Annotated in this window: 13 protein-coding genes and 1 other RNA gene; all 14 read right to left on the bottom strand. The window is 51.6% G+C overall.

Features of this window, described 5'->3' with window-relative positions; all coding sequences use genetic code 11:
• Positions 1–16: 16 nt before the first annotated feature.
• The 14 genes from AC07OI_RS14305 to rnpB all read right to left on the bottom strand — a co-directional run bounded on the left by AC07OI_RS14305 (position 17) and on the right by rnpB (position 18247).
• A complete protein-coding gene (locus AC07OI_RS14305; RefSeq protein WP_492703419.1) occupies positions 17–979 on the bottom strand; it encodes a D-alanine--D-alanine ligase in 963 nt (320 codons plus the stop codon).
• Between the two features lie 27 nt (positions 980–1006).
• Positions 1007–2392 carry a UDP-N-acetylmuramate--L-alanine ligase gene (gene murC, locus AC07OI_RS14300; RefSeq protein ID WP_422949573.1) on the bottom strand — a complete coding sequence of 462 codons (1386 nt, stop codon included), beginning with the start codon at positions 2390–2392 and terminating at the stop codon, positions 1007–1009.
• Complete coding sequence (murG, locus tag AC07OI_RS14295; RefSeq protein ID WP_495257710.1) at positions 2389–3480, bottom strand: undecaprenyldiphospho-muramoylpentapeptide beta-N-acetylglucosaminyltransferase; 1092 nt, start codon at positions 3478–3480, stop codon at positions 2389–2391. Before murG ends, murC begins: the two co-directional genes overlap by 4 nt.
• Complete coding sequence (gene ftsW / locus AC07OI_RS14290) at positions 3477–4694, bottom strand: putative lipid II flippase FtsW (RefSeq protein ID WP_495257709.1); 1218 nt, start codon at positions 4692–4694, stop codon at positions 3477–3479. The genes murG and ftsW overlap by 4 nt, the downstream gene beginning before the upstream one ends.
• A complete protein-coding gene (gene murD, locus AC07OI_RS14285; protein WP_495257708.1) occupies positions 4694–6199 on the bottom strand; it encodes a UDP-N-acetylmuramoyl-L-alanine--D-glutamate ligase in 1506 nt (501 codons plus the stop codon). The genes ftsW and murD overlap by 1 nt, the downstream gene beginning before the upstream one ends.
• A gap of 50 nt (positions 6200–6249) precedes the next feature.
• On the bottom strand, positions 6250–7419 hold the full coding sequence (gene mraY, locus AC07OI_RS14280; RefSeq protein ID WP_162039863.1) for a phospho-N-acetylmuramoyl-pentapeptide-transferase: 1170 nt from the start codon (positions 7417–7419) through the stop codon (positions 6250–6252).
• Between the two features lies 1 nt (position 7420).
• Complete coding sequence (locus AC07OI_RS14275; RefSeq protein ID WP_495257707.1) at positions 7421–8839, bottom strand: UDP-N-acetylmuramoyl-tripeptide--D-alanyl-D-alanine ligase; 1419 nt, start codon at positions 8837–8839, stop codon at positions 7421–7423.
• Positions 8839–10365 carry a UDP-N-acetylmuramoyl-L-alanyl-D-glutamate--2,6-diaminopimelate ligase gene (locus tag AC07OI_RS14270; protein ID WP_495257706.1) on the bottom strand — a complete coding sequence of 509 codons (1527 nt, stop codon included), beginning with the start codon at positions 10363–10365 and terminating at the stop codon, positions 8839–8841. The genes AC07OI_RS14275 and AC07OI_RS14270 overlap by 1 nt, the downstream gene beginning before the upstream one ends.
• On the bottom strand, positions 10365–12128 hold the full coding sequence (locus AC07OI_RS14265; RefSeq protein ID WP_495257705.1) for a peptidoglycan D,D-transpeptidase FtsI family protein: 1764 nt from the start codon (positions 12126–12128) through the stop codon (positions 10365–10367). Before AC07OI_RS14265 ends, AC07OI_RS14270 begins: the two co-directional genes overlap by 1 nt.
• Positions 12125–12400, bottom strand: coding sequence for a cell division protein FtsL (gene ftsL / locus AC07OI_RS14260; RefSeq protein WP_495257704.1), 276 nt, complete (start codon positions 12398–12400; stop codon positions 12125–12127). Before ftsL ends, AC07OI_RS14265 begins: the two co-directional genes overlap by 4 nt.
• Positions 12397–13356, bottom strand: coding sequence for a 16S rRNA (cytosine(1402)-N(4))-methyltransferase RsmH (rsmH, locus tag AC07OI_RS14255; RefSeq protein ID WP_495257703.1), 960 nt, complete (start codon positions 13354–13356; stop codon positions 12397–12399). Before rsmH ends, ftsL begins: the two co-directional genes overlap by 4 nt.
• Before the next feature lie 9 nt (positions 13357–13365).
• Complete coding sequence (mraZ, locus tag AC07OI_RS14250; protein ID WP_495257702.1) at positions 13366–13794, bottom strand: division/cell wall cluster transcriptional repressor MraZ; 429 nt, start codon at positions 13792–13794, stop codon at positions 13366–13368.
• 537 nt (positions 13795–14331) lie between these two features.
• Positions 14332–17505 (bottom strand): bifunctional diguanylate cyclase/phosphodiesterase, encoded by a 3174-nt coding sequence (locus AC07OI_RS14245; RefSeq protein WP_495257701.1) that lies wholly within the window; start codon positions 17503–17505, stop codon positions 14332–14334.
• Between the two features lie 390 nt (positions 17506–17895).
• Positions 17896–18247, bottom strand: an RNA gene (gene rnpB, locus AC07OI_RS14240) — RNase P RNA component class A.
• Between the last annotated feature and the right edge of the window lie 71 nt (positions 18248–18318).

The following is an 18318-nucleotide window of genomic DNA, read 5'->3' as shown; positions in this document are numbered from 1 at the left end:
TTTTGCTCTTACTCTTTTACTTTTTTTGTTCAGATTTAATTTTCAAACTTGCCGTCTTCAAAATTTCTACACATAAGTCTTCATAACTGATGCCAACTGCCTTGGCCGCCATGGGCACCAACGAATGCCCTGTCATGCCTGGAGAAGTATTAATTTCCAGCAAAAACGGTTTGTTATCCGACTTGCGCAACAAGACATCGACCCTGGCCCAGCCTTCGCAATCCAGTGCGCGATAAGCATCGACAGCCATCTTGCGGATGGCATCCGTCAGATCCTGCTCCAGCACAGCCGGGCAAATGTATTGTGTGTCGTCAGTAAAATACTTGTTCTGGTAATCGTAGTTACCATCGGGTGCCACGATTTCAGTAATCGGCAAGGCATACGCCTGCTCACCCTTGCCCAGAATCGCCACTGTCAGTTCACGGCCTTCGACAAATTCTTCTGCCAGTACGACTTCATCAAACTGGGCAGCCAGGGCATAAGCTTCCTGCATGTCGGAGTAACCCACGACTTTGGTAATACCAATGGTAGAACCCTCATGTGGCGGCTTGATGATCAGAGGCAAACCCAGCTCATCCGGTACTCGGCGCAATTCAGTCTGACCGGTCAGTACGGCATAAGCAGGTGTGCTCAGGCCATAGGTTTGCCAGATGCGTTTGGTAAAAATCTTGTCCATGGCAATCGCCGATGCCATCACACCACTACCGGTATAAGGGATATTCAATTGTTCCAGCACGCCTTGCAGACTGCCGTCTTCACCGTAGCGGCCATGCAGGGCGATGAAAACGCGGTCAAATTTTTCTGCTGCCAGTTCTGCAATGCCGCGTTCTGCCGTGTCGAAAGGATGGGCATCGATGCCCTTGCTCAACAAGGCTTGCAGTACACCAGTACCAGACATGATGGAGATTTCACGTTCAGCCGAACGCCCGCCAAACAGCACGCCTACTTTGCCCAGAGATTTCAAATTCAATTCGCTCATGATGATCTGATCACTTGTTTTCTACATTTACACTGACTGCGCCAGTTTTGCCGGCACAGCATTGATGGAACCTGCGCCCATGACGATGACCACATCGCCGTCTTTCAATACCCGCAAAATACTGTCGGGCATCTCCAAAATATCTTCGACGAATACCGGCTCTACCTTGCCCATGACGCGCAATGCGCGGGACAGGGAACGGCCATCGGCCGCCAGTATTGGTGCCTCACCTGCGGCATACACTTCTGCCAGCACCACTGCATCTGCATCAGAAATCACGCGGACGAAATCTTCAAACAGATCGCGGGTACGGGTATAGCGGTGCGGCTGGAAAGCCAGCACCAGCCTGCGGCCTGGATAAGCACCACGTGCTGCTGCCAAAGTCGCCGCCATTTCTACAGGGTGATGACCGTAGTCATCAACCAGGGCAAAAGTGCCACCATTTGCCAGAGCAATTTCTCCATAACGGGTAAAGCGGCGGCCTACGCCATTGAATTCGGAGAGGGCTTTTTGGGTTGCCTCATCGCTGACACCCACTTCACGCGCAATCGCAATCGCGGCGCAGGCATTTTGTACATTGTGCATGCCAGGCTGGTTCAGGCTGACCTGCATATTCTCATAGCCATCTTGCACTACCGTGAAATGCATCTTGCCATTGGCGGCTGTGGCATCAACTGCGCGTACATCGGCATCTGCATGAAAGCCATAAGTGACGATGGGTTTGGACACGAAAGGCATGATTTCACGCACATTCGCATCATCCAGGCACAAGACTGCCACACCATAGAAGGGCAAACGCTGGGTAAATTCGATGAAAGCCTGTTTCAGGCGGGCGAAGTCATGGCCATAGGTTTCCATATGGTCAGCATCGATATTGGTGATGACTTCAATCACTGGCAAGAGGTTGAGGAAAGAAGCATCTGATTCATCGGCTTCGGCCACGATGAAATCGCCACTACCGAGTTTGGCATTGGCACCGGCGCTATTGAGCAAACCGCCGATGACGAAAGTCGGGTCCAGGCCGCCCTGCGCTAACACACTGGCAACCAGGCTGGTCGTTGTCGTCTTGCCATGCGTGCCGGCAATCGCGATACCGCTTTTCAAACGCATGAGTTCTGCCAGCATCATTGCACGTGGCACGATGGGAATATGTTTGGCACGGGCAGCGATGACTTCAGGGTTGTCACCCTTGACTGCGGTCGATGTCACGACGGCATCGGCACCAGCGATATTTTCAGCAGCATGACCCTGCACGACATTGGCGCCCAGTTGCGCCAGGCGTTTTGATGCAGCATTACTACCGAGATCAGAACCAGAAATAGTGTAGCCCAGGTTCAACAAGACTTCGGCGATACCGCTCATGCCCGAGCCACCTATGCCTACAAAATGGATGTGTTTTACTTTGTGTTTCATGCTAATGCTTCCAGAATATGGGCAATGTTGGCACTGGCTTCGCGCTGCCCCAGGGCGTAGGCTGTTTCAGCCATCGCCAGGCATTGCGCTCTGTCCAGTACTTTTAATTTCTCTGCCAGCAAGGCTGGGCTTAATTCAGTTTGTGGCAAATGGATGGCAGCTGTTTGCCCTGCCATCCAGATGGCGTTTTCTTTTTGGTGTGAAGTACTTGATGCCATGAAAGGTACGAGTATGCTAGCCACACCGGCCGCAGTCAGTTCAGACACAGTAATCGCACCGGCACGGCAAATCACCAGATCAGCCTCGGCATAGCGGCGCGGCATGTCATCAATAAAATCCAGCACTTCGGCCTGTACACCTGCCTGCGCATAACTCTGACGCAAGGCTTCTATATGTTGTTTGCCAGACTGATGTGTAATCAGTGGACGCTGGGTTTCTGGCAACAGGGCCACTGCCTGCGGTACTGCGTCATTCAATACTTTGGCACCCAGGCTGCCACCCACCACCAGTATGCGCAAAGGACCAGTATGTGCGGCATAACGTGTTGCTGGTGCAGGCAATTCGCAAATTTCTTTGCGTATCGGGTTGCCGATGACAGTTGTTTTGTTATCTGCAGTCACCGTTGCCGAAGGCAGGCCAAACAATAATTTGCTGGCGAAAGGACGCAAAGCCTTATTCGACAACAGCAAGGCAGCATCAGCATTCATCAGAACCACAGGCTTGCCACGCAAGGCAGCCATGATGCCGCCAGGCACAGTCACATAACCCCCCATGCCCAATACCACGTCAGGCTTACGACGACCGATGATGCTGAAGCAGCTAAAGAAACTTTTGACCAGCTTGAAAGCACCGCTGACCGTATGCGACAAACCCTTGCCACGCAAGCCAGAGAAATCAATATTGTCCATGACGATATTGTGTTTAGGGACTATCTGCCCTTCCATGCCAATTTGCGTGCCCAGCCAACTGACTTGCCAGCCGCGTTCACGCATGATGTCGGCTATCGCCAGGCCAGGGAAGATATGGCCACCGGTACCTGCTGCCATGATCAACAATTTTTTTGGCATTTTTTGTATGGCCTGGCTCATGCACGGCCTCCACGCATCAATACGCGGTTTTCATAATCAACACGCAACAAAATTGCCAGGCCCACACAATTAATCATGACACCAGAACCACCGTAACTCATCAAAGGCAGGGTCAAACCCTTGGTAGGCAACAAGCCCAGGTTCACCCCCATATTAATAAACGCCTGCACACCTATCCAGATACCGATGCCCTTGGCCAGCAAACCGGCAAAGGTCTGATCCAGCGCTATGGCTTGTCTGCCAATTTCGAAAGCACGTTTCAGCAACCAGTAAAATAAAAGCACCACCGCCATGACACCAACGAAGCCCAGCTCTTCTCCGATGACAGCCAGCAAAAAATCTGTATGTGCTTCTGGCAGATAATGCAGTTTTTGTACACTGGCACCAAGGCCTACGCCAAATAACTCGCCACGGCCAAAAGCAATCAATGAATGCGTCAACTGGTAAGCCTTGCCCAGCGCATGGTCTTCTTCAAACGGACTAAGGTAGGCAAAAATACGCTCACGCCGCCATGGCGATAACAAAATCACTGAAGTAAAGATACCGATCAGAGTGGCAGCAATGCCACCAAACCAGACGCCGTTGATACCACCCAAAAACAGGATGCCCATGGCGATACAGACGATAACGCCAAAAGCACCCAGGTCAGGCTCCAGCAATAACAGCAAACCGACGATGCCAACCGCCGCCAGCATGGGCACAAAACCCTTGGTCAGTTTGTGCATGTACTCTTGCTTGCGCACGGTATAGTCAGCGGCATATAAAACCATGAACAACTTCATCAATTCAGATGGCTGCAAATTCAATACTTTGAAAGACAGCCAGCGCTTGGCACCATTCACACCTTTACCGAGGCCAGGTATCAGTACAGCCACCAGCAACACCAAAGTGGCAACAAATAAATACGGCGCATATTTTTGCCAGACCGCGACAGGGATGCGGAACACCAAAGCGCCGGCGATCAGGGCCACCACCACGAAAATCGCCTGACGCATGAGGAAATGTGAATTCTTGTAATTGGCGTATTTGGGTGAATCAGGTAAAGAGATGGAAGCCGAATACACCATCACCATACCAAACAGCATCAGGATAATTGTCACCCACACCAAAGGCTGGTCATAGTCCATCATCTTGGACCGGCTGACCAGGTTGGTACTCGCTGGCGCTGCGCCAAACGGAGACCATCTTTGCAGTGGGAGCAAGAGCTGACGCATCAACAAACCTCCCCACGTGCCAGTGCGATTTCGCGCACGGCATCCACAAACACCTCAGCACGATGCGCATAATTGCGGAACATGTCCAGACTGGCGCAAGCTGGTGAGAGCAAAACGATATCGCCATCTGCAGCCAGTTCAGCCGCAGCCTGCACTGCCATTCCCAGCGTTGTCACATCATGTACAGAAACACCAGTAACCGCCAATGCCTGCTGCAAGTCTTCTTTGGCTTTGCCTATCAGGATGACAGCCTTGGTATAACGTTCTACCGGATCAGCCAAAGGAGAGAAATCCTGGCCCTTGCCTTCACCACCGGCAATCAAAATAATCCGCTTGTGCAATGCATCGGATTGTTGGCCCAGGCCCTTCAAGGCGGCGACTGTCGCACCTACATTGGTACCTTTGCTGTCATCGATATAATCAACACCAGCGATATTGGCAACCTGCTCTACCCTGTGCGGCTCACCTTTGTAATCACGCAGACCATGTAACAAGGGAGCAAATGACAGACCTATGCCACGGCACAAAGCCAGGGCAGCCAGGGCATTCGCAGCATTGTGCTGGCCACGGATTTGCAGGGCATCGGTAGGCATCAGACGACTAACGATGACCGGCATTTCTTCTACTTCTTTTTTCTTGCGACGGCTATTCGTCACTACTGGTGCATCTTCTGCCGGATTTGCTACTGCCAGCCAACCCATGCCATGTTCATTCAGCAAACCCAGATCAGCCAGATGTTTTGGTGCATCAACACCAAAGCTGACGACATTACCAAGCGGCTTAGCCATGGACATGACGAGCGCATCATCGCGGTTCAGGACCTGCAAAGTCTGTTCGCCAAAAATTTTTGCCTTGTCAGTGCAATAAGCTTGCAGGCTGCCATGCCAGTCCAGATGATCCTGGCTGATATTCAACACTGTCGCCACATCGGCTTGCAAGCTATGCGTAGTGTGCAACTGGAAGCTGGACAACTCCAGCACCCAGACTTGCGGCAAACTGTCTTGCTCCAGGCACTCACGCAAAACATCGAGTACAGCCGGGCTGATATTACCGGCGACTTTAACTGTCAGGCCAGCGCGCTCCACTAATAAACCAACCAGGCTGGTGACGGTGGTCTTGCCATTGGTGCCGGTGATGGCGATGACTTTAGGTTGATATTCGCGCTCGGCTTTCAAAGCCTGCAGTGCCTGGGCAAATAATTCTATCTCGCCCCAGACCGGGATATTTTTTTCAGCAGCAACAGGTAACAGTTCTTGCAGCTCACGCAGAGGTGACAAGCCAGGGCTGACTGCCATCAACTCAACATCATCAAGCAAAGCCGGGCTGAAAGCACCGCCAATAAATTCCACCTGATCCGACAAGGCTTGCAATTGCAGTAATCTGTCAGGTGCTTCACGAGTGTCAGCAACACGCAGTCGCGCACCGGCGCGCAGCAACCATTGCGCCATCGCCAGCCCGGTTTCACCCAGGCCCAGAACCAGTACATGTTTACCCGAAAAATCCATATCTGCTATTTCTATCCAACAAAACAAACATCAAACTACTTATTCACTTTTTAACGCAACTTCAGGGAAGACAAGCCTATCAAGACCAGCAACATGGTGATGATCCAGAAACGTACGACAACCTGGGTTTCTTTCCAGCCCTTTTTTTCAAAGTGGTGATGCAAAGGTGCCATCAGCAACAAGCGGCGGCCTTCGCCATATTTCCTCTTGGTGTATTTGAAGTAACTGACTTGCAGCATGACGGACAAAGTCTCGGCCACGAAAATACCACCCATGATGAACAACACGATCTCTTGCCTGACGATGACTGCCACGGTACCCAGTGCTCCACCCAAGGCCAGCGCTCCTACGTCACCCATGAATACTTGCGCAGGGTGAGCATTGAACCAGAGGAAAGCCAGACCAGCCCCTGCCATCGCACCACAGAAAATCAGCAACTCACCGGCACCTGGTATATGCGGTATCAACAGATATTTGGCATAACCCACATTACCGGTCAGGTAAGCAAACAGACCAAGCGCTGAACCGACCATGATGGTAGGCATGATGGCCAGGCCATCCAGTCCATCAGTAAAATTCACGGCATTGCTGGTACCGACGATAACGCAGTAGGTTAACGCAATAAAACCCCAGACACCCAGGGGATAGCTGACGGTTTTAAAGAAAGGCACGATCAGATCTGCTTTCGGTGGCAAGTCCATATTGAAACCGGACTGTACCCAGGCGATAAACAATTCCAGCACTTTTGAGTTACTTGGTGCGGAGACTGAAAACGCCAGGTAAAAAGCAGCGATCAAACCTATCAGCGATTGCCAGAAATATTTTTCCCTGGAGCGCATGCCTTCAGGATCTTTATAAACTACCTTGCGATAATCATCGACCCAGCCAACTGCACCATAGCCCAGCGTGACTATCATCACGACCCAGATAAAACGGTTGCTCAAATCTCCCCACAATAAAGTGGAAATACCAATGGAAATCAAGACCAGTACACCACCCATGGTCGGCGTGCCGGATTTAACCAGATGTGTTTCCATGCCATAGCTGCGTACAGCCTGGCCTACCTTGAGCCTGGTCAGCATGCGTATGACCGCTGGTCCAGCAAAAATACCGATGGAGATGGCCGTCATTGTGGCAAATACTGCGCGGAAGGTAATAAACCCGAATACGCGCAGCCAGCCTATATCCTGCTTTAACATTTCAGCCAACCAGAGCAACATACTAGTGATTCCCTATTATTTTTTGTTGTAATGTGTTTTTATCTGCTTCGTCTGCTGCCAGCAGATGAGCAACGACTCTTTCCATTTTCATGAAGCGTGAGCCTTTTACCAGCACTATGGTGTCAGCCGCAGTTTGCGCATCAAGGTTCTGGCACAGGTTTTCTACACTGGCAAAATGCTGTGCACCGACACCATAGCCTTGCGCTGCATGAGCAACCAGTTCACCCAGCAAGAACAATTTTTTGATACCCCGCTGCTGCGCATACTCACCAATTTCATGATGAAATTGCGCACCGTTTTCACCAACCTCGCCCATGTCACCGAGTACCAGGGCTGTGTCGCCACCGATTTGTGCCAGCACATCTATTGCGGCACGTACAGAATCAGGATTGGCGTTATAGCTGTCATCAATGACGGTTGCACCAGATTTGGCTTGCTTGCGTTGCAAACGGCCATTCACAGGTGCGAAATTTTCCAGACCGGCAACGATGGCTTCTTTGCTGACGCCGGTTGCGTGGCAGCAAGCTGCAGCGGCGAGTGCATTCAAGACATTGTGCTGACCAGCTGCGCTCAGGCGCACTGACAAGATCTGACCTGCCAGGTTGATTTGCAGGTCGCTGCCAAACACACTGGGCAGGTAAGTCGCATGCACATCAGCATCGGGCGTCAGACCAAAAGTCAGGGTTTTACGCTGACCGCGTTCAGACGCAAAGGATTGCCATAAAGCTGTGTAAGTATCGTTGGCAGGGAATACAGCTACGCCATCATCTGGCAGGCACTGTATCGCCACGCCATTTTCGCGCGCCACTGCTTCCACGCTTTGCATGAATTCCTGATGTTCACGCTGGGCATTGTTGACCAGGGCCACGGTGGGCATGGCAGCAGATGCCAGCAAGGCGATTTCGCCAGGATGGTTCATGCCCATTTCTATAACAGCGGCCTTGTGCTCTGCATGCAATTGCATGATGGTCAGAGGAACACCGATTTCATTATTCAAATTACCTGCAGTCGCCAGGCGGCCATCAATACCAAAGGCTGCGGCCAAAATCGAAGAAATCATTTCCTTGACGGTGGTCTTGCCATTACTGCCTGTCACACCAATGACAGGCAAGTCAAATTTTTGACGCCAGAAACGGCCTACTTTTACCAGTGCCAGTTTGCTGTCTGCTACCTGCAAAGCCGGCAGATTGAAGTCTGTTGGCAGATGTTCGGCAATCACTGCAGCGGCACCAGCAGCCGCTACTTGCGGCAAGAAATCATGCGCATCAAAATTTTCACCACGCAAGGCGACGAACAGATCACCAGAGCCGGCTTTGCGGCTATCGGTAGTCAGGCCAGTGATGCGGATAATGACACCAGCATCGCCAGTCAACTTGGCCGCAGGTAAGGCAGTCTGCAATTCCTGAAGAGAGAACTCCATCAGCTTCCCCTCTTCATATTACCGCTGGTTGCCACGGTAGCGAGTGAGAGCGCGGCATGCTCTTCATCAGAGAATGGCCATTTTTTCCCATTGATATCCTGATAGGTTTCATGCCCTTTGCCAGCCAGCAAAACCACATCATGATGATCTGCATGCTTGATCGCATACAGGATCGCATTGGCGCGATCTTCGATGACTTGCGGCGTGCCTGTCATGCCTTTGAGGATATCTTCTATGATCTGCGATGGATTTTCACTGCGCGGATTATCACTGGTGACAACGACATGTTGCGCCAGCTCAGCAATCTTGCCCATCTGCGGACGTTTGCCTGGGTCACGGTCACCACCACAACCAAACACGCACCATAAGGCCCCGGTTCTTTCTTGCGCAACCTGCTGCAAGGCTTCCAGGGTTTTTTCCAGCGCATCTGGTGTGTGCGCATAATCAATAACGACCATGACATGACCGGCAGTGCCCAGCAATTGCATGCGTCCAGGAACAGGCGTCAGTTTTTCTATGATGCCTACCGCCTTGCTCAGGGCAATGCCCTTGCTCAGCAATACGGCGAGTACCGCCAGGATATTGCTGACATTGAACTTGCCTATGAGCTGAGTCTTGACTTGCGCCGCGCCAAAAGGGGATTCCAGATGGAAGCTGGTGCCTGCATGGCTGGTTTTCAGATTGCTGGCGATCAGTGCATCAACACCTGGCACCAGGTCTTTTTCCAGACTGTAGCCCAGCAGTTTTGTAGCTGGCTGACTGGCTTGCAAATGCCTCAACAATTCCAGACCATAGGCATCATCCAGATTGATGACAGCAGTACCCAGCCCCTGCCAGTCAAAAAGTCTGGTTTTTGCAGCCGCATAGCCTTGCATATCACCATGATAATCAAGATGATCACGTGTCAGATTGGTCAGGACCGCCACATCAAAATGCAGGCCGTTCAAACGACCCTGATGCAAACCTATGGAAGAAGCTTCTATCGCCAGTGCCTGTGCGCCATCGCGCTGCAGGTCTGCCAGTTTTTGCTGCAAACCTATCGCGTCTGGTGTGGTGTAACCAGTTTCGGCCAGTTGTCCGAGGATGCCATTGCGATACTGGCCTATGCCAAGCGTACCGATAACGGCAGCAGGTGTGCCACTCAGTGACAGTGCCCTGGCTATCCATTGCGAGCAGGAAGTCTTGCCATTGGTGCCGGTCACGGCCACATTAAACCAGCCCTGATCAGGCTGGCCGTACCAGGCATGAGCAACATGGCCAACCACATCCTGCAAATCCTGCACTGCAAGATGAGGAGTGTTTAGTGTTTCATCCCACACAAAATTATCAGCTTCATATACCACGGCGACTGCGCCATTGGCAATTGCGTGGGCGATATGCGCACGGCCATCAGTGATATGGGTGCGCAAGGCGAAGAAGACATCCCCAGTTTGTATGGAGCGGGAATCTGAGCGCAATTGCGCATTCGGCGCATGCTGCTTCAGCCAGTCCAGTATTGCTGTCATAGTTATATTTTTCTGTGTCATTACATGCTTTCCTGTACGCTGGTATCAGGAATAATGCTGGTGACGGATGAGTCAGGCGGCACGTTCAGCGAACGCAAGACGTTCGCCGTAATGGCCGCAAATACCGGGGCAGCAACGGTGCCACCGTAATAACCGCCAGAGCTGGGTTCGTCTATCATGACCGCGACGATGACGCGCGGATTGGATACTGGCGCAAAGCCGACGAAATCACCCACATATTTATTGACATAGCGGCCACCCTCAAGCTTGTGGGCAGTACCAGTTTTACCTGCAACACGGTAACCAGCGATGCGCGCCTGGGTAGCAGTGCCACCCGGTTCGGTCACGGCTTCCATCATCAGGCGCATTTGTTTTGAAGTTTTTTCAGAAATCACGCGTGAGCCTTGTGGCAACTCAGCCGACTTTTGGAAAGTCAGCGGGATCATGTCACCGTTCCTGGCAAAAATCATATAGGCGCGTGCCATCTGTATGAGCGATACCGAGATACCGTGACCATAGCTCATGGTGGCCTGCTCAATAGGACGCCAGTTTTTGTAATTACGCAAACGCCCGGCCACCGCGCCAGGGAAACCGAATTTTGGTTGCTGGCCAAAACCCAGGGTAGTAAACATCTCCCACATTTCTTGTGGTGGCATTTGCAATGCCATTTTTACCGTACCAATATTCGATGATTTTTGTATGACTTGCGCTACTGTCAAAGAGCCCTGTTTGTGCGCATCATGTATCAATGCCGGGCCTATGGCCATGACACCAGGCGCAGTCTGGAATACGGTATCAGGTGTTACCCTGCCAGTATCCAAAGCGAGTGCCACGGTCACCGGTTTCATGGTGGAGCCAGGCTCAAAAGTGTCGGTCATGACACGGTTACGCAATTGCGCACCAGTCAGCGCAGAACGATCATTGGGATTGTACGTGGGCAGATTCACCAACGCCAGCACTTCACCGGTTTGCACGTCCAGCACCACTGCGCCACCTGCTTTGGCCTTATGTTTTTCTACTGCTTCTTTCAGGTGAGTGAAAGCAATGTATTGAATCTTGCTATCTATCGATAACGTCAAATCCTTGCCGTCATGCGGTTCGCGTACGGCTTGTATATCTTCAACAATATGGCCCAGCCTGTCCTTGATGACACGGCGACTCCCGGTCTTACCCGCCAGGTTTTTTTCCGATGCCAGCTCTATGCCTTCTTGTCCTACATCTTCTACATTGGTAAAGCCGACCACATGGGCCATGACTTCGCCTTCTGGGTAAAAGCGTTTATATTCTTTGCGGGTTTCTATACCGGCTATGCCCAGCGCCACGACCTTGTCAGAAACAGCAGGCTCGACCTGGCGTTTCAGATAGACAAACTGACGGTCAGAATCGAGCTTCTTGCGCAATTCAGCCTCAGTCATGTCCAGCAATTTGGCCAGTTGCTGCAGTTTTTCTTTTGGCGCTTCCAGCACATCATCAGGAATGGCCCAGATGGCTTTTACAGGTACGGATGAGGCCAGCACCTGGCCATTGCGGTCAGTAATCTTGCCGCGGGTGGCTGGCAACTCCAGCGTACGGGCGTAGCGGTTAGCCCCTTCCTTCTGCAAGAAGTCCTTGGTAAATCCTTGCAGATACAGGGCTTTGGCGATCAGGGCGATGAAGGCGGCAAACAACAGGAACAGCACGAAGCGTGAACGCCAGGCAGGCAGCTTCACGTCCAGCACAGGGCTGGAAGAAAAGGCGACGCCGCGTGCAGCGGCGGTACGGGATGTACTGGCTGATCTGCTCATTTTGTCTCCACCGCTTTCAGGTACTGGGTACGATCGGGTGTCACTGCCACCATATTCAATTCACGCGCCGCTGTTGCTTCTATGCGCGCATGCTTGCCGTAAGTGGATTGATCGAGTTTCAGTTGCGTCCATTGCAATTCATATTGCTTGCTTAAACTTTGTTCACGCTCCAGCTCTATAAACAGGCGACGTGCCTGGTACTGCGCATTAATCAATGACAGAGCACAAGTGATCAATGCCGCTGCCAGAATAATGTTCCAGCGGGTACTCATACGCCCACCTCTGGCAAACGCTCTGCTACCCGCAAAATGGCCGAACGCGAACGCGGATTGGCACTGACCTCAACCTCGGTAGGCTTGATGCGGTTCAGCAAGCGCATTTGCGGTTTCGGCAAATCGATATGACGTATCGGCAAGCGACGGTCAGGCTGTTCCACCTTGACCTTGGAAGCAAAGAACTGCTTCACGATGCGGTCTTCCAGTGAATGGAAACTGATGACCGACATGCGTCCATACGGTGCCAATGCGTCGTAAGCTGCTGCCAAACCTATTTCGAGATCTTCAAGCTCCTGATTGATGAAAATCCGTATAGCCTGAAAGGTGCGAGTTGCCGGGTCTTTACCCTTCTCGCGAGTTTTGACGGCGTGTGCGACGATTTCTGCGAGCTGTCGTGTTCCACGAATGGCGTCTGTTTTCCTGCGAGCAACAATCGCCTTTGCAATCTGAAAAGCAAACCGTTCTTCCCCATAATTTTTTATAACCTCCGTAATTTGTTCTTCTTCGGCAGTCGCCAGCCATTCGGCAGCCGATATGCCACGCGTGGTATCCATGCGCATGTCGAGCGGACCATCTGATCTGAAACTGAAACCCCGGCTGGCATCATCCACTTGCGGGGATGAAATGCCCAAATCCATCAGGATGCCATCGACCTTGCCAACACCACAGTCAGGCAAAGCCTCACCAATAGCTGCAAAACTGTCATGCACGATATGGAAACGCGGGTCTTGTATTTCTGCTGCGCTGGCGATAGCCTGGGTGTCTTTATCAAAAGCAATCAGGCGGCCATTGCTACCCAGTTGCGACAAGATCAGGCGACTATGTCCGCCACGGCCGAAGGTACCGTCTACATAAATCCCGCTGGCACGCTGATCTGTGATGCCGAGGGCGTCTACAGCCTCATGCAACAGCACAGTCTGGTGCGTAAAATCTGCCGCTTGCTGAATACTCATTGCCCGCGATCAGAAAGAAAAATTGTTTAATACATCAGGAGCACCGCCAGCAATGGCTTTTGCTTCGTTTTCTGCCAGCTTGGCAGCGTCCCAAATCTCAAAATGGCTGCCCATACCCAAGAGCATGACGTCACGCTGCATGCCTACTGCACTGCGCAACTCAGGCGCGACCAGGATACGACCAGCGCCATCCATTTCCACATCGAAGGCATTACCGAGAAAAATACGTTTCCAGTCGCGTGCCTGTATGGGCCAGGCAGCGATTTGTTCGCGGTGAGATTCCCAGGTAGGGCGCGGGAAGAGCAAAAGGCAACCGTCAGGGTGGCGTGTCAGGGTAATCCGGCCTTCGCACTGCACATTGAGCGCGTCACGGTGCCGGGCAGGGATGGACATCCTGCCTTTTGCATCGAGATTGAGTGAGGACGCCCCCTGAAACACGCTATCTACCTTTTTCCTGAAAATCTGTATGTCCGGCCACGCATGGAATGTAAGCGAAATCGGGAATTTTATGCCACAAAATTACACTTTTTCACACTATTGCCCACTTTAGAGGATGACTTGAGCCCGGTCAAGCGTATTTATGGGGTAATTTGGAAAAATTTCTAATGAAGTCAAGGACTTAGCGCCAACACTTGAGGTGAAGCTCAGTCAAGCCCAGACAATTTATCCTGATAAATTAGGCACTTACACCGCACAGTGAAAGTAGCGCCTTACATATAACCATGTGTTTATCCCGGACTGTTGCGTTTTGGGATGGGGGACTTAAGGAAAATGCCTGCAAGAAAGAGGAGATCGCCGCTTTTTAGCCGCTGAAGTGACAATTTATAAACGTTGCTGTACTAAAGGTGATGAACAAGGGTGCAGATTATCGCTGAAAATTGGCCTGCATGGGCAGGTTTTCAAGCCAAAAGCAGGTGAAATAGTGAGGTAATTCAGTGCAGCATGCCCGGTCGGCGGCATGACGATATATAGCTATTAAGTTTCCCTTCTTTGACGTTGCAATAATTGCAAAAACTCTTTGTCCGGGACAGCCTTGCTGAAATAGAAACCCTGGAATTCATCGCATTTGCATTCACGCAAGGTTTCCAGCTGTATGGCGGAATCCACTCCCTCGGCAATGACTTTAATGCCCAGGGTATGTGCCATCGCGACAATGGCGAGCACGATGGCGGTGTCATTTGGGTCGTCAGGTATGTCTTTAATGAAGGAACGATCGACCTTGACGCTATCAACAGGAAAGCGCTTCAGGTAGGCCAGGGAAGAATAGCCAGTCCCAAAATCGTCTATGGAGAGCGTAAAGCCAGCCTCCTTGAGGCCATCCATGAGCAAGATTGCCTGCTCACGGTTATGCATGACCATGCTTTCGGTAATCTCAAACTCGATGGAATTGGCGGGCACGCGCCAGAAATCGACGACGCTTTTGACCTCTTCCAGCATGTGCGCATCATTGAACTGGGCACCCGACAGATTGATTGCCACCCGGCCAAAATCCTTGTCAACATTGCGGAAACTCAGGATGTCACGGCAAGCAATATCGAGTACCAGCATACCCAGGCGGGCGATCAGGCCTGCCTCTTCTGCCAGGGCAATGAATTCAACCGGAGACAGTACTCCGCGTTCTGGGTGGTTCCAGCGTACCAGCGCCTCGGCACCGACGATGCGCTCGGTTTTGACATCCAGCTTGGGCTGGTAATGGACGACAAACTCGCGTCGCTCCAGTGCCTTGCGCAGGCGCGCTTCAAAGGCCAGCCTCTCGACGGTATGGGTATTCATTTCCGAGGCATAGAACTGGTAATTGTCCTTGCCCTTGTTTTTTGCCTTGTACATGGCAATGTCAGCATTTTTCAACAGGGTCTGGGCATCCCTGCCATCAGCCGGGAAGGTAGCAATGCCTATGCTGGCACTGAGCTGGCATTCCTGCCCATCTATCTCGAAAGGCTGGGCAGCAGCATACAAGAGCTTGTCAGCAACGTCGCCAAGGTCGCGCGCCTCATTGAACTGGTCTATCAGGAGGATGAATTCGTCACCGCCTATCCTGGCAATGATGTCGGACTCGCGCAGGCATTGCCGGAAACTGAGTGCAATGGTGCGCAAGACATTGTCACCCTCGTCATGGCCAAAAGTGTCATTGATGTTTTTGAAGCGGTCAAGATCAAGGAAGAGCACGGCCAGTTGACTGCGATTACGTTCGGCAATCGCCAGCGAACGAGCCAGATGCTGGTTATACAGGAAGCGGTTAGGCAAACCCGTCAGCTCATCATAATGGGCGAGCTGCATGATTTTCTTTTCGGAGCGGCGGCCTTCTATGGCAATACCGGCAATATCCACCGTAATCCTGACCAGGCCCAGATCTTTTTCGCTGAGTGGCTCGCGGCTATAAGAAAACAGGCTGAAACTGCCCAGCAACTGACCATTCTTGCCAAAGATGGGCCAGGCTGAGCAAGAAGAGAATTCAACCAGGGTTTCTACCCCGTTCACGAATTGCATGGCAGGTGCCTGCAAAAACTCACGCAACCAGATAGGCTCCATGGTCAATGCGGTCTCAGACCAGATGCCGCTGCCATGGGTTACTGTCATGCCAGGTATCTGCGCCAGCAAAACCTCAGGGAAGCGACTGCCGGTAGCATGGGCAAAGCTTCGCCTGTCATCGGCCAGCAGTTGTATCCCGCAACGCCAATGAGGGCAAAGCTTTTCCACAAACTGGCTGATGGCTTCCAGTATGGAAGTCAACTCCTCTTCACCACCGATGAGTTTCAGCAGACGATTTTGCCCGGCGATCAGTAATTCACTATATTTGCGAGCATTGATATCACGCTCCACACAAAACAAGAGCATTTCGCCATCGACCTCGACCCGGCTCAGGGAAATTTCTGTGTGCTGTATCTGGTCATTCCTGACTGTGACCCATTCAAAGCGCTGTGGCTGCCCTTTAAAAGCCTGGTCTATCAGGGTAGCGACCAGTACGTCCTTGTCCTGGGAGGCATAACCAGCCACTGACTGGATACTGGGTGAGAAACTGCCCACCTTGCGCCCTATCACTTCTTCCTGGGTATTGACGCCAAAGAAGGCCACAGCAGCCGGGTTGCAATCGACATAGATATAGTCACGGCTAATGAGCAGGATGGCATCTTGTGCCCCCTGATAAATAAGCCGGTAACGGCTCTCGCTGGCTTCCAGACGGTTTTTGGAATCACGCAAATGACGAATCTGCCATAACAACAGCAAGGCCAATAAAAAAATGAAGCCCGCAGTCGCCGCTGTCACCATGATCTTTTGCGTTACCCTGGCATTCCAGTCTGTCAATATGACATTACTCTCGCGCGCATAGACCAGTATCAAGGGGAAATCACTGATTTTGCGATAACTGATCAACCAGGCTTTACCCTCTTCATCTTCATCCCGCAAGGCCCCTTCCGGTGTCTTTTTGCGGATGATGTTGTCCAGTACAGACCTGGAGTAATCGCGTTCTTTCAAGCCAGCAGCAGCCAATTTCCTACCAGATTCATCATACAAGACGATGCTGGCACCACTGCCAAGAGCAATACGTTCATAGAAATCATAGAGATAACGGAGCTGAATATCAGCCTGCATCAAACCTGCGCGTTTGCCAGTTTTATCAAAAAAATTTTTAAGCACAGGTAAAATCCACTGCCCAGTCTGGCTCAGTTGATAAGCCTCGCCCAGTACTACTTTGGTATCTTCAGGATGCTCAAGCAAAAATTTTATATGGCGCTGGTTTGCGACTCTTTCAGGCGCAGGTACAACCACCCCCATCTGACTGGATGCAAGCCAATTTCCTTGAGAATCAAATACAGAAAGCGCGTGTATGGATTCAGACTCCTGCCTTTGCATGGCGAGGATTTGCTGCAACTGCCGGGCTTCTGCAGCAGTTACTTTAGTTTCAGAGAGGACTTCTTCACTTGCCACGGTCGTAACACGCACCGCACCGCGCATGACTTCGCTGACATGTTCTTCGAGCATGCGCACGGCCAGGAAATTATGCTCCTGAGCAGCATTGATGGTCAGCGTCTTGTCCTGGGCTATAGACCACCAGCTCTGCGCTATGATCGCGACTGCAATCAGGCAGATGCAAATAGCGAATGCCAGTATAGGCACATCGCGCTCTTTTTTCAGACCGCCAGTCTCCATGCGTTTTGCAATTTTTTTGTAGATACAGGGTCAGTAGAACTCATTGCACCAGTGTACCACTGGTATTTTCAGAACAAGGACTTGCTTGCAAGGAATGATGCTTGGTGGCGACATTCTGGAGCAGACTGCCGCATATTGTGAGGATGTTTGGGACGAAGCCAAAGAAATGTGCAAATTAAATAATAGGACCTACACAAAATTGTCCCAGCAAGGCCATGCTTTAGGAAACCGCCCTTGCAAGGGCGGTTCGTTACGCCGGCAGACAATATATTGTCTGAAACCCCGCCTTCACCGTAGCGACGAAGACAGTACTTTAGTACAAGGAAGGTAAAGGCGGGAGCTAAATAGTGAACTGAGTGCAACTGGGGCGATTTTGTGCAAATCTAAATAAGTTGAAGCAGGCCGGTAGGCCGGATTCTGTTACGGCATAATGCATTGCTGCCGTCTGCTATGACAATCATTCCTCTAGGCGACGGATTGCTCCGCCGCTCAAGCTTTCTACCCGCACGCTCCGCGAGCCACATCAACGCGTGCCTATTTGAAATTGCTCCGGGTGGAGGTTACCGCGTTTCACCGTAACTTAATACGCTCGTCTCTGTGGCCCTATTCCTCGCCTTATACCAAAGCTTGCGCCCTGGCTTTCAACGTACGGCCGTTAGCCGTCACCCTGCTCTATGGAGTCCGGACCTTCCTCCCGTCACCTTGATTGCTCAAGGCAACCAGCGATTGTCTGGCCTGCTTCGGGCGCTATTTTACCTCATTCAGGGTTAGTTAATCTAACCTATTCAATGATAATTCCGTGCACAAGCCTCA

Source organism: Undibacterium sp. GW821-FHT07F11, from assembly GCF_059418665.1.
Note: the sequence above shows the minus strand (reverse complement) of the source record. Positions and strands in the feature narration are given on the sequence as shown.

Coding starts and splice junctions, on each gene's coding strand:
- ftsL (WP_495257704.1), bottom strand. CDS start 12,400: ATGAGTACCCGCTGGAACATTATTCTGGCAGCGGCATTGATCACTTGT.
- mraY (WP_162039863.1), bottom strand. CDS start 7,419: ATGTTGCTCTGGTTGGCTGAAATGTTAAAGCAGGATATAGGCTGGCTG.
- murG (WP_495257710.1), bottom strand. CDS start 3,480: ATGAGCCAGGCCATACAAAAAATGCCAAAAAAATTGTTGATCATGGCA.
- AC07OI_RS14265 (WP_495257705.1), bottom strand. CDS start 12,128: ATGAGCAGATCAGCCAGTACATCCCGTACCGCCGCTGCACGCGGCGTC.
- ftsW (WP_495257709.1), bottom strand. CDS start 4,694: ATGCGTCAGCTCTTGCTCCCACTGCAAAGATGGTCTCCGTTTGGCGCA.
- murC (WP_422949573.1), bottom strand. CDS start 2,392: ATGAAACACAAAGTAAAACACATCCATTTTGTAGGCATAGGTGGCTCG.
- AC07OI_RS14305 (WP_492703419.1), bottom strand. CDS start 979: ATGAGCGAATTGAATTTGAAATCTCTGGGCAAAGTAGGCGTGCTGTTT.
- rsmH (WP_495257703.1), bottom strand. CDS start 13,356: ATGAGTATTCAGCAAGCGGCAGATTTTACGCACCAGACTGTGCTGTTG.
- AC07OI_RS14245 (WP_495257701.1), bottom strand. CDS start 17,505: ATGGAGACTGGCGGTCTGAAAAAAGAGCGCGATGTGCCTATACTGGCA.
- murD (WP_495257708.1), bottom strand. CDS start 6,199: ATGGATTTTTCGGGTAAACATGTACTGGTTCTGGGCCTGGGTGAAACC.
- AC07OI_RS14270 (WP_495257706.1), bottom strand. CDS start 10,365: ATGACACAGAAAAATATAACTATGACAGCAATACTGGACTGGCTGAAG.
- AC07OI_RS14275 (WP_495257707.1), bottom strand. CDS start 8,839: ATGGAGTTCTCTCTTCAGGAATTGCAGACTGCCTTACCTGCGGCCAAG.